Raw genomic sequence first — 11,858 nt, forward strand, 5'->3', positions numbered from 1 at the left:
GCTCCCAGCGGTCAGGACAGGCCGAGTGCGGCGCGGATGGCGTCGCCCACCAGGGTGCGGCTGTCCTGGTCCGGCGTATAGGCGTCGAACATGCGGTTGTGGCAGAAGGCGACGGCCAGCCTGCGGTCGGGATCGGCCCAGCCCAGCGACCCGCCCATGCCGGGATGGCAGATGGCGCGCGGGTTGCGCAGGGCGGAGATGGGGGGATTGTCGCCACCCAGCCAATAGCCGCCCAGCCCGATGGGCACATCCATGCCGAAGAAGACGGGATCGGGCCCGAAATCATGCCGCTTCGTGCTGAAGCCGGCCACGCGGTCGGCCGACAGCAGCCGGGTTCCCTGGAACCGGCCGCCATTGGCCAGCATGGCGAACAGCCGTGCCTGGCTGCGGGCGTTGGAGATGCCGCCCACGGCCGGAATGCAGGCCTGCTGCACGCCCGCACGAGAGAAGGGGTCCGGCATCAGGTCCACCTGCATCGGGCAGGTGACGCGGTAAAGCGTGCCGTCGGGTGCCGCCTGCACCGCGCTGCCGTCCAGGGTGGCGACGCGGTGGGCTTGCGACGCCGGGATGCCCAGCCAGAAATCCGGCGCTCCCAGCGGCAGCAGGATTTCCTCCCGCACGAAGGAACCGAAGGGGCGGCGGCTCACATCGGTGCGGCGGACCAGTTCCCCCAGGATCCAGCCGAAGCTCATCGACTGGTAGCCGCTTTGCGTGCCTGGTGCGAACAGCGGCGGTTGGGCCGCCAGCCAGCCGGTCATCCAATCCCAGTCGCACATCTGCGCCACCGTCACGTCGGCCGGCATCTGCATCAGGCCCGAACAATGGGTCAGCACCTGTGCGACGGTCAGCTTTTCCTTCCCCGCCGCCGCGAATTCCGGCCAGTAGCGGGCGACGGGTGCATCATAGTCCAGGTGACCGTTCTCCGCCTGGATATGCACGGCCGTGGCCGTCAGTGCCTTGGAGACGGAAAAGACGTTGAACAGGGTGTCAGCGGTCACGGCTGTGCCGTTCTGGTCGCGGTGCCCGCTCCAGCAATCGACGACCAGATCGTCGCCCAGATAGGCCGCGACCTGTACGCCGATTTCCCGCCCCTCGGCGACAAGCCGGTCCAGCAGGGACTGGACGGCGCGGTTGGCGGGGTGGTCCAGGGTGGGGGTGGTCATCGTGTCTTTACTCCTGCTCATGCCGGATCGAAGCGGACATGCACCTCGTGCGGGCCGCGCAGCGCGAAGCCCACGACTTCCGGGGGCGGGTGGTCGGGGTCGGCCCGCAGGCCCGGCAGCCGGTCCAGCAGTGCGTTCAGCGCCACGGTCATTTCCATGCGCGCCAGATGCTGGCCGATGCAGATATGCCGGCCGTGCCCGAAGGGCATGTGGCCCGTGGGCTTGCGGAAAATGTCGAACCGGTCGGGATCGGGGAATGCGTTCTCGTCCCGGTTCGCGGCCCCCAGCATGACCAGTACATGGTCTCCCGGCCGCAGGAGGGTGCCGGCGATTTCGATCTCCCGCGTCGGGGTGCGGGAGATGCCGGGCACGGGTGCGTTCCAGCGCAGCCCCTCCTCCAGCGCCTGCGGCACCAGCGACCGGTCCCGCCGCACGGCCTCCAACTGCTCGGGATGGGTCAGCAGGGCCGCCAGCACGCTGGAGAAACCGTGATAGGAGGTATCACCGCCGGCATTCATCAATTGCCGGAAGAAGGCGATGACGATGTCATCCTCCAGTTCCCCGCCGGGGCCGGACAGCCGGGCCAGATTGCTGATCAGATCGCTGTCCGACAGGGGGTGCGCGCGCCGGTGATGGACGATGGCCGTCAGATATTCCTTCAGCTTGTTGATGGCATCCATCCCATGCTCATGGTCGAAGATGATGCCGATCTGGCCAAAGGCGAGCTTGTGGAATATGGCCCGGTCCTCTTCCGGCAGGGCCATCAGTTCATGGATGAAATGGAAGGGGAAATGCAGCGTGAACCCGCTGACCAGTTCGGCCTTCCCCTCGCCCGCGAACCCGTCGATCAGGCGATGGATCATGCGGGGGATCATCTGCTGGCCCCAATCCTCCACCATCTTCGGGTTGAACGCCTTCTGGAACAGGCGGCGGTTGTCGAAATGGGCCTGGCCGTCCATGGTGGTGACCGAGCGGCCGAAATAGACCCCCAGGTTATTGTTGTAGATCTCGTTGGAGAAGGTCCGGGAATCCGACAGGACCGAAACGCATTCGGCGTGGCCCAGCACGGCGAACTGGCGCAGGTGCTTCATCGTCAGATCGGGGGCCAGGCCGAAATGCACCCTGATATCGCCGTCGAACACGGGCGACAGGCGGCGCAGGCGTGCCAGTTCGGGATAGCAGTCCCGGATACGGTACTCGCCGCCCAGCGTGCCCATGGCGTTGAACGGATCGTAATCCGGATCGTCGAAATCGCGGATGCGGGGGATGGCGTGCGTGTCCATGGCAATCCTCGGGGGCGGGGGTGTCAACTGATCAGGAAGCCGCCATCGACCGCCAGCAACTGGCCGGTGACGAAGCGGGAGGCATCGGACGCCAGGAACAGGCAGGCATTGGCGATGACCTGCGGCTCGGCATTCTCACCCCCCAGCGGCACGCGGCCGGGCTGAAGGAACGGGCCGCGCAACGGGTCGCCCACCTGGGTGGAGGCAATGGCCGCCTCGGTCGCGATACCGCCGGGCATGATCGCGTTCACGCGCACGCCGGCCTCCGCATATTCCAGGGCCAGCGATTGCGTCATCGCGTTCAGCGCGGCCTTGGACATGCCGTACTGGATGTTGTCGTAGATGCCGGCCCGCAGCGCCGTGACCGACGATATGCTGATGATGGAGCCGCCGCCCGTCGCCTTCATGCGGCGCACGGCTTCCTGCGTGCATTGGAAGACGCCGCGCACATTGACCGCATGCATGCGGTCCAGGAAGGCGGTCGTCGCCTTTTCGAAATTGCAGCGCGGGTAGATGGCCGCACAATTCAGCAGCACGTCGATGCGGGGGAGCGTGGCGTCCACCTGCTCGAAGGCCGCCCGGATGCTGTCCGGATCGCCCTGGTCCATGGCGATGGCCGTGGCCTGGCCGCCGGCATCGCGGACCCGGGCGGCGAATTCCTCCGCCTTGGCGATATTCAGGTCCAGGGCCGCGACATGGGCGCCGGCGGCGGCGAACAGTTCGGCTGTGCGCCGTCCGATGCCGGTGGCCGCACCGGTCACGATGGCATTGCGCCCGGCAAGGCCGAACAGCCGGCCCAGCAGGGGCAGGTCGATGGACATGGTTTCCTCCCGATATGTACTTGTTCTCACCAGACCAGTTCCAGGCTCAGCACCCCGTTCACCATGCCCGTCGCCAGGCGCGGCTTCGTGCCGGGCCTGACGGCGAAATCGGGGATGCGGCGCAGCCATTCGGTCAGGAAGGCCCTGATCTCCCGCCGGGCCAGCACGGCGCCGGGACAGGTATGGGGGCCGTTGCCGAAGGTGGCGTGCGGCACGGGGAAGGGGCGGGTGAAATCCACGCGCAGCGGGTCCTGCACCTTGCGCTCGTCCAGCCCGTACAGAAGATTGGGTGGCAGGATCATGTCGCCGGCCCGCAACTGCATGCCCCGGAATTCCATGTCGCGGGTGACGGTGCGCGCCGTATTGGCAACCCCGTGCCGGCGCAGCAGTTCCTCGATCGCGCCCTGCATGAAGGCGGGATCATCCAGCCCTTCGCGCAATTGCCGGCGATGGTCCGGGTTGCGGGCCAGGAAATGCGCGATGAAGCCCAGCGACGACGCCACCGTATCCAGCCCCCCGAACAGCACCAGGGAGGCAAACGCCACGGCCTCGGCCTGGCTGATCTTTTTGCCATTGATGTCGGCATTGACGATCTGCGACAGCAGGTCGTCGCCCGGATGGGCGCGTCGCGCCTCGATCCAGGGCATCAGATAGGCGGCGATGCCGGCATGGGCGCGATGGCGCGCCTCCACGCTGGTGCCCCGCACCGCATCCTCGGCCAGCGGCAGCAACAGGGCCCGGTCCGCGCGCGGCAGGTCGACCAGGTCCAGGAAGACGGCGATGGGCAGGATCTTGGCGAAATCCTCGATGAATTCGCATTCGCCGCGCGGCAGCAGCGCCTCCACCAGTTGCACGGTCAGACCGGTGATCTTGGTCTCCAGTGCGTTCACCACCCGGGGCAGCAGGGCGCGGGTCAGCGGCCGGCGATAGGCGGCATGTTCCGGCGGGTCCACCTCCAGCGGGATCTGTCGCGGATATTCCGGCGGCATGGGCGGGATGGTGATGCGCCGGTGGGAGAAATTCTCATGGTCGCGCTGGATGGCCTCGATATCGTCGGCCCGCGTCGCCACCCAATGGCCGCCATTGGCCGGGGTCCAGAAGATGTCGGGATGCGCCTGCTGGAAGGCACGATAGGCCAGTTGGATATCCTCATCCGCGCCCGGCACGTCGTAGATATCGAAATGCACGACGCGGTCGGCCGGAACATGATCCGGTTGCCTGGACATCGGTTTCTCCCCGTCCTTGTGGCTTATGCAGTATCACTACATAGCCGCAGGTCGGGATCAATCCGGATCGGCCCCGCGCGTCGCCAGGGCGCGAACCATCATCAGTCTGATATTCTCGACCAGCCGGTCGCGCGGCGGCGCGCCGTCGGGAAACAGCCATTCGCTGAACAGCACCGATGACAGCAGCATGCCCAATGACAGCCGCACGGCGATGTCGGGATCGACGGGGCAGGCATGGCCGCGCGCGCGGTGGAAGGCCTCCACCTGGCTGGCCGCGATCCGGTAATGGCGGCGCATGCCGTCCAGCCGCTGTTCCGCCCGCTCATCGGCGGTTTCCGCCAGCCCCTTGACGGCAAGGTCGCACAGCAAGGTGCGGTTCTGTTCCAGAAAGCCCAGCATCCGTTCCAGCAGCACACGGCCTTGCGCCGGGTCGATGTTCCAGTCGCGGGTCTTGTCGCGCGCGCCCAGAAGCTGGCTGGCCAGGATGTCGAACGGATCAAAGACGACCTGGTCGAACAGGCCCGCCTTGCTTTTGAAATGCCGGTAAAGCAGCGTTTCGGAGACGTCCGCCTGCCGTGCGATCTCCTTCGTCGTGGCAGCGGAATAGCCGTGTTCGTTGAACTGCTGCTGGGCGGCCGCCAGGATGCGGGTGATGATCTCCTGCTGCGACCGGCGGCGGCGGCGTGGCGGCCGGGCGGGGGCCCCGGGTGCGTCGGTTTCGCTCAAAACGTGCCTTCCCGCCTTGCTGGCTGACTGCCCATGGACAGCCACTATCCCCGATTATGGCGGGGCGGCAAAGTGCCGGGCCACGGCCAGCGCGCGGATATCGTAATGGTGAAGGGGGTGGTACAGGCGGGTCGGGCCTTGGCAAACTGGCGCCAAGGCCCACTTCCCATGCCGGTGCTGCCGGTCAGGACGGCGTCATGCTGCGGTCCAGCAACCGCACCGAGCTTGCCTGTGGCCCCATCGGTCCTTCGTCGGTTGCCGGCGTGATCTGCACGATCATGCCGACCGTCAGTTCATCGAACGCATCGCCGGCCACGGCGCTGCGCGTGAAATGCAGTTCGGGTGACCCGTCGGCTTCGATGAAGCCGTAATCCTGCTCCGGGAACAGGCGGACCACCATGCCGCTCCGGCCATCGGCCGCATGGGGTTTCACATCCTGGTTGCGGATGTCGGCCAGCTTGTCGAGCTGGCGTTCGACGGCATGGAAGGCGTTGTTCAGGGCGGCGGTGTAATCCTCCTTCGCCTCCCGCCGTTCCGTCTGGTCCTTGCCGACGATGGCGGGGCGGCCCGGCACCTCGGCTTCCACCGAGACGGCGATGGGTACCTTGGCCGACCGGGAGCCGCGATGCGGGATCTCCACCACCACCCGGCAGCCCACCAGCCGCGGATATTGCCTTTCCAGGCGGCTGGCCCGCTCGCGGATGAGGGATTCCAGTGCCGGGGAACTGTCCAGGCCCTTGAATGCGATTTGAAGCTCTCTTTGCATCATCTCCTGCCATCAACATGGGTGCGCAGCCGGCGCGGCGCTTGGACCCAGGGGTAACAGGCGCGGACCGGTACGGGTTCCCCCGCGACCGGTCTGCGCCTGTCCGTTGATGGCCTGTGCCGCCCTTGTCAGGCTGTCGCCGGCCGCTTCAGCCCGGCCACAAACAGGGCCGCCGCCGCGATGGCCGCCGACAGGCCGACAAGGGCGAAAAGAACGCCCCATTGCATGCCCGTGGCCATCAGGCCGCCGCCCAGCGTGGGCCCCAGGATCGACCCGGCCCGGCCGGCCGCCATGGTCCAGCCCACGCCCGTGCCCCGCATGGCGGCCGGGAATAGTTGGGCCGCCATGGACGGGATGTTCAACTGCGCCCCGATCACCATGAAGCCGACCAGCGGCACCAGCAGGGCCAGCACGACCGGGTGATCCACGGCCAGACCCATGGCCAGCACGGCCAGGCTGCCCGCCGCCAGCGCCAGCCCGACGCAGCGGAAGGGGCCGAAACGGTCGATGATCAGGCTCATCGACAGGGCCCCGACGACGCCGCCTAGATTAAGCACGACGCCCCCCGCCACGGCCCAGCCCGTGGGCAGGCCGGCGGCGGACAGGGCCATCGGCGTCCAGTTGATCAGGAAATAGCTGACCAGCAGGATGCCGAACGCCCCCAGCCACAGCAGCAGCGTTGCCGCGGCCCGGCCATCGCGGAACTGGCCGGCGATGGCGGCCCCTGCCCCTGCCGGTGCCGCCGCGCCCGCCGCGGCCAGTGACCGCGGCAGGTGGCGCCACAGTGCCGGCAGCAGCACAAGCGGCAGCACACCGCCCAGCCAGAAGGCCGAACGCCATCCCACCTCCGGCACCATCAGGGCGCAGATGCCGCCGCCGACCACCGCCCCCAGCGGAAAGCCGATGAACATGCGGGTGACCAGGGATGAACGGCGGGACGCCGGCACGTTTTCCGCTGTCAGCGCCGTGATGTTGGGGATGGCGCCGCCCAGCCCCAGCCCCGCCAGCAGCCGCAGCACCAGCAGCGTGGTGAAATCCGGCGCCACGGCGCAGACCAGCGTCAGGACGGAGAAAAGAGCGACGCAGCCCAGCAGGGTGCGCCGCCGGCCGAACCGGTCGGCCAGCGGCCCCCCGATGAACCCGCCTAGGGCGGCTCCCAGCAGACCCGCCCCGAACAGCAGGCCCAGCCGGGCCGGATCCAGCGCCCAGTCCTGTTCCAGCACGGGCGCGATGAAGGCCACCACCAGCGTGTCGAACCCGTCCAGCATGGCAACGACGAAGCAGAGCAGGAAGGTCCGGCGCTGCGCGGGGGAAAGCGGTTCGGGCCGCATCGGCGGTGTCCCTTTCATCAGAAGCTGTACCGTGCCGACAGATACCATTCGCGCGGCCGCGCGTAGACGCCTTCTGCCACGCCGGCCGCATCGCTGTAGCCGGCGGAGGTCAGATAGCGCTCATCCGTCAGGTTTCGGCCGCCCAGCGTCACGCGCCAGGACCCGTCGCCCGTCTCATACGCGATGCTGGCATTCAGCAGGTGATAGCCGCGCTGGCGGATGATGGGGGTGTTGACGGCGTCGTAATCGGCACTGGACCGGTAGGCCCAGTCCACGCGCGGGGTCAGCAGCGCGCCGGCCGGCAGGTCGAAGCTGTAGGCAGCCCCCAGGTTGGTGGACCAGCGGGGTGCCAGCGGCAGGCGGTTGCCGTCCGCGATCCCCGGCACCGTGGCATCCACGCCGGTATAGCGGGCATCCAGGTGGCTGACGCTGCCATCCAGATGCAGGCCCGGCAGCGGATACCAGGTGAATTCCACCTCCACCCCTTCGATACGGCCGGCGGCGGCATTGCCGACCAGCGTGCCCAGCACGCCCGGATAGCTGAAATCGACCTGGATATCGTCATAGTCGGTGCGGAAGGCCGCCAGGTTCAGGCGCAGGTCGCGGGCCGGGCTTTCATATTTGAAACCCGCCTCGTAAAGCGTGGCGAATTCCGGGTCATAGGGAACGGGTGCGGCCACGGGGGAGGAATAGCGCGCGTTGAACCCGCCGCTCTTGAACCCTTCGGAGTAGGTGCCGTAGGCCATCAGCGCGCTGCTGACATCATAGGCCAGGGTGACACGCGGCGTGGCTTCGGTGAAGCTGCGGCTCTGCCAGCTATTGTCGGCGACGATGATGGTGCCGATGGGGGACCGGATGCCGGTATTCACATACTGGTCGGTGCGCAGCTTCTTGGTCTCGTCCGTGTAGCGCAGGCCCGCCGTCAGGTGCAGGTCCGGCGTCAGGTCGTAGGTGGCTTCCGTGAACAGCGCCCAGTTGCTGTTGCGCACATGGTTCAGTCCGCGGCTGCCATTGACGGCGCCGGCGCTGATATAATCGTCGAAGGCGCTTTCCTTGAAATAATAGGCGCCGACCAGCCATTTCAACCGATCATCGAACGACCGGCCCGTCACCTGGAATTCCTGGCTGAACTGGTCCTGTTCCTGGTCGTTGGCGCTATAGAGATAGTCGAAGGGCGTGTGGTCGGTGTCGCGGCCGAACACGGCCTGCATCTCGCGATAGGCCGTGATGGACTTCACCGAAACGCCATCCCCCTCCCAATCCAGGGTCAGGGACGTGCCGAACACATCGACATCGGCCTTGGTCTGCCGCGTACCGTTGGTGGCATAGGGGGTACCCGTCTGCCATGCGGCGCCGAAACAGTCGCGGCTGGTGTCCGGGGCGGTCTGGCAGATCGGGTTGGTGGCGATGCGGTTATTGTAGAGGAAGGCCAGCGGGAAGGCATCCGGGTCCAGGTCCAGCGCCACGTTGGGGGCGGATTTCTCCCGCCGCCGCGTCACGTCGGCGGCGACCAGCGCCGTCAGGTTCTCGCTGGCCTGCCAGCGCAACTGGAACCGTCCGGCCAGCACATCGTCGTCGCCCATCTTCTCGCCCGTCTGCAACCGCCTGACATAGCCGTCGCGTTGCCGGGTGAAACCGCTGAACTTGGTGGATACGGTCTCACTGACGGGCACGTCCAGGGAGAATTGCGCCTCCCGCCGCTTGTCCGACCCCATGGTCACGGCGACCTGGCCGCCCAGTTCGTCCCCCGGCCCGCGCGAGGTCAGGCTGATGGCGCCGCCGATTGTGTTGCGGCCGAACAGCGTGCCCTGCGGCCCGCGCAGCACCTCCACGCGCTCCAGGTCCAGCAGGTCCAGCACGGAGCCGACGCTGCGCGCGACATAGACGCCGTCGACATAGATGCCGACGCCGGGATCGGTATGGATGGCGAAGTCGATCTGCCCCACGCCGCGCAGGAACACCACGGCGGCGGCGGGGTTGCCCGACAGGGGGGCGGAGCCGTTCAGCACCAGGTTCGGCGTGCTGTAGCTGATTTCCGACAGGCTGGTCAGGCCCTTTTCCTCGATGGCGGCGCCGGTGACGGCGGTGATGGCGATGGGCGTGTCCTGCAGGTTCTCGGCCCGCTTGCGGGCGGTGACCACGATCTCTTCCAGCAGGCCGTCGCCGGTCTGGGCCGGGGCCACGGGCACAAGGGCGGTGGCGGCGCCCGCCAGCAACAGGGCGCGCACCTTCTTGTCGAACAGCATCAATTCTTCCTCCCAAAAGCTCTCTTCCGCCCTTGTCCGGGCGATTGTTCTTCCGTTTTGCGTCAGGCGCGATGCATGTCCCATGGTCCCATGCCGGGTGGCAGGGGCGGGCGGGCTGTCAGCGTCCCGATCGGTTCGCCCGCCTCGTACCGGCGCACCATATCGTCGGCATCGAAGATGATGCCCATGAAATTCTCCTCATAGGCGCCGGAGGCGAAGAAGGCATCCACGCCCGCCCGGTCGAACACGTCATATTGCAGTTCGACCTTGTTGCCGTCCGGGTCGCGGTAATACATCGAGATGGTGGGGCCGTGATTGATGGTCCAGAACGGCGCGATCCTCTCTGCCGACAGCCGGCGATAGGTGGCCAGCAGGTCCCCCAGCGTGGCGTAGGTGAAGGCCACGTGCTCCACCCCGTTGGTGCCGGGATCGGTATCCCCCAGCTCGGGGATGTTGATCAGGCCGATCCGGTGATGTTCGTCATCATAGGTCATGAAGCACAGCCGGTCGTTCTCATAGGCCGGGGCCGCATCCAGCACGGTTGCCCACCATTGCCGGCTTTCGGCGAAGCGGCGGGTGCGGATCACCACATGGGCCAGCTTTTCCGGCTTGATGGGCCTTGTTTCCAGAACGCGGGGGCCGGTGGGGCTTGCCTGCGTCATCGCTTCCTCCCTGCTTGTTGTTCCTGGGATGTCGGGTGCGGGCGGTGCCGGCCGCGCCATGGCGCCGGCCGGGCAAACATTGACCCGTCATTCGATTAATGGACGATCACATATTGTCGACCATTTGACAATCGACATTTTTCCGGTATGAGTGAAATGGACAGGGGGCGACGGGAATGCCACCGGCCGACAAGGGCCGGCGTCCCGCCCAAGCCCCCGCGATCTCAAGCGAAGAGAGGGAGGAAGCAATGACGCACGGCGATGCCGGCCTGGCACTGGCGCGCGACGCCATCGGCGGGCTGCTGACGGAATTCGCCTGGCGCGTGGATAATGGCGCCGGTTCCAGCGTGGCGGCCCTGTTCACCCCGGACGCGACGGTGGAGACGCCGCATTTCACCCTGCAGGGCCGGGCGGAGATCGACCGCTGGTTCACGCAGCGGTCGGCCCGCGGTGACCGGCTGTCGCGCCATTACTGGTCCAACCTGCGCCTGACGCCGGATGGTGACGGTTATCTGGCCGAGGCCAATGTGATGACGGCAGTGGGTGTGCCGCCGGCCCCGCAGAAGGGGGCGACCCTTGTGCTGGGCCATTCCACCGACAAGGTGATGCTGACCGCCGATGGCTGGCGTTTTTGCAGCCGCCGGCTGACCGTGACCTTTGAAGGCACGCTGACGGACGGGGGGCACGCGCCATGAGACTGGTGACATACCGCGAGGGGGCGCGCCGGATCCTGGGCGTGCTGCGGGAGGACCGCATCCTGCCCGTGGCCGGCCTGTCGCCCGGCCTGCCGGACAGCATGGAAGCGCTGTTGAATGGTGGTCCGGCGGCGATGGCGGCGGTGGCTGCGGGCCTGGAACGCCATCGCGGCGACGGCATCGCGCTGGAAAGCGCCGACCTGGCCCCGCCCGTGCCCCGCCCGCGCAAATTCCTGGGCATCGGTTTCAATTACAGCTCGCATGTGGAGGAGGTGCGGCGAAAGGGCATCCCCATTCCAGACCTGTCCAATCAGGTCTGGTTCAACAAGCAGGTGAGTTGCCTTGCCGGTCCCTATGACCCGATCGAGCTGCCCGCCTCTTCGGAACAGCTGGATTACGAGGCTGAACTGGGCGTCGTGATCGGCCGCCGGTGCCGGCATGTGCCGCCGGAACAGGCGCACACCGTCATCGCCGGCTATATGGTCTGCAACGATGTCAGTGTGCGCGACTGGCAGTTGAAGGCGCCCACGGCCATCCTGGGCAAGTCGTTCGACACCCACGGCCCCACCGGTCCCTGGCTGACCACGGCCGACGCCGTGCCGGACCCGCAGGCCCTGTCCATCCGAAGCTGGGTGGATGGGGAATTGCGCCAGGACGGCAATACCGGGGAACTGATCAACGGCATCGCCGCCATGATCGCCTATATCAGCGCCGTCTTCACCCTGGAACCGGGCGACATCCTGTCGACGGGCAGCCCCTGCGGCGTGGGCGCGGCCTTCAACCCGCCGCGCTGGCTGCGGGCCGGCCAGCGCGTGCGCGTGGAGATCGAAGGCCTGGGCCATATCGAGAACCGCGTCGTCCCGGAAGTGCCGGCCACCCGCATCGATTGACACCGGGGAACATCACCCCCCCCGAAGGGACCCGGTGTTCCCGGGGAAA

The 11,858-nt window shown here is 67.3% G+C and carries 11 protein-coding genes; 2 read left to right on the plus strand and 9 right to left on the minus strand.

Annotated features, from left to right (window positions below):
• Positions 1-11: 11 nt before the first annotated feature.
• The 9 genes from ACM9LZ_RS12455 to ACM9LZ_RS12495 all read right to left on the minus strand — a co-directional run bounded on the left by ACM9LZ_RS12455 (position 12) and on the right by ACM9LZ_RS12495 (position 10,224).
• The gene (locus tag ACM9LZ_RS12455) at positions 12-1,163 is read right to left on the minus strand and encodes a serine hydrolase domain-containing protein (protein WP_416619795.1); all 1,152 of its coding nucleotides are present in this window, start codon (positions 1,161-1,163) and stop codon (positions 12-14) included.
• A 17-nt stretch (positions 1,164-1,180) separates the two neighbouring features.
• The gene (locus ACM9LZ_RS12460) at positions 1,181-2,446 is read right to left on the minus strand and encodes a cytochrome P450 (RefSeq protein ID WP_416619796.1); all 1,266 of its coding nucleotides are present in this window, start codon (positions 2,444-2,446) and stop codon (positions 1,181-1,183) included.
• A gap of 23 nt (positions 2,447-2,469) precedes the next feature.
• Positions 2,470-3,267: an SDR family NAD(P)-dependent oxidoreductase gene (locus tag ACM9LZ_RS12465; RefSeq protein WP_416619797.1), complete on the minus strand. Its 798-nt coding sequence runs from the start codon at positions 3,265-3,267 to the stop codon at positions 2,470-2,472.
• Positions 3,268-3,293: 26 nt separating this feature from the next.
• Positions 3,294-4,493: a cytochrome P450 gene (locus tag ACM9LZ_RS12470; RefSeq protein WP_416619798.1), complete on the minus strand. Its 1,200-nt coding sequence runs from the start codon at positions 4,491-4,493 to the stop codon at positions 3,294-3,296.
• Positions 4,494-4,550: 57 nt separating this feature from the next.
• On the minus strand, positions 4,551-5,219 hold the full coding sequence (locus ACM9LZ_RS12475) for a TetR/AcrR family transcriptional regulator (RefSeq protein ID WP_416619799.1): 669 nt from the start codon (positions 5,217-5,219) through the stop codon (positions 4,551-4,553).
• Positions 5,220-5,403: 184 nt separating this feature from the next.
• Complete coding sequence (locus ACM9LZ_RS12480) at positions 5,404-5,988, minus strand: HPF/RaiA family ribosome-associated protein (RefSeq protein ID WP_416619800.1); 585 nt, start codon at positions 5,986-5,988, stop codon at positions 5,404-5,406.
• A 125-nt stretch (positions 5,989-6,113) separates the two neighbouring features.
• On the minus strand, positions 6,114-7,316 hold the full coding sequence (locus ACM9LZ_RS12485; protein WP_416619801.1) for an MFS transporter: 1,203 nt from the start codon (positions 7,314-7,316) through the stop codon (positions 6,114-6,116).
• Between the two features lie 17 nt (positions 7,317-7,333).
• Positions 7,334-9,562: a TonB-dependent receptor gene (locus ACM9LZ_RS12490; RefSeq protein ID WP_416619802.1), complete on the minus strand. Its 2,229-nt coding sequence runs from the start codon at positions 9,560-9,562 to the stop codon at positions 7,334-7,336.
• Between the two features lie 62 nt (positions 9,563-9,624).
• Positions 9,625-10,224, minus strand: coding sequence for a VOC family protein (locus ACM9LZ_RS12495; protein WP_416619803.1), 600 nt, complete (start codon positions 10,222-10,224; stop codon positions 9,625-9,627).
• A 248-nt stretch (positions 10,225-10,472) separates the two neighbouring features.
• On the opposite strand from ACM9LZ_RS12495, the gene ACM9LZ_RS12500 reads away from it, so the two are divergent.
• Together ACM9LZ_RS12500 and ACM9LZ_RS12505 are read left to right on the plus strand one after the other, a co-directional pair.
• Positions 10,473-10,919, plus strand: coding sequence for a nuclear transport factor 2 family protein (locus ACM9LZ_RS12500; protein WP_416619804.1), 447 nt, complete (start codon positions 10,473-10,475; stop codon positions 10,917-10,919).
• Positions 10,916-11,809 (plus strand): fumarylacetoacetate hydrolase family protein, encoded by an 894-nt coding sequence (locus tag ACM9LZ_RS12505; RefSeq protein WP_416619805.1) that lies wholly within the window; start codon positions 10,916-10,918, stop codon positions 11,807-11,809. The genes ACM9LZ_RS12500 and ACM9LZ_RS12505 overlap by 4 nt, the downstream gene beginning before the upstream one ends.
• Positions 11,810-11,858 lie beyond the last annotated feature (49 nt).

This window comes from Niveispirillum fermenti, from assembly GCF_048066175.1.
GTDB classification, from domain to species: Bacteria; Pseudomonadota; Alphaproteobacteria; order Azospirillales; family Azospirillaceae; genus Niveispirillum; species Niveispirillum fermenti.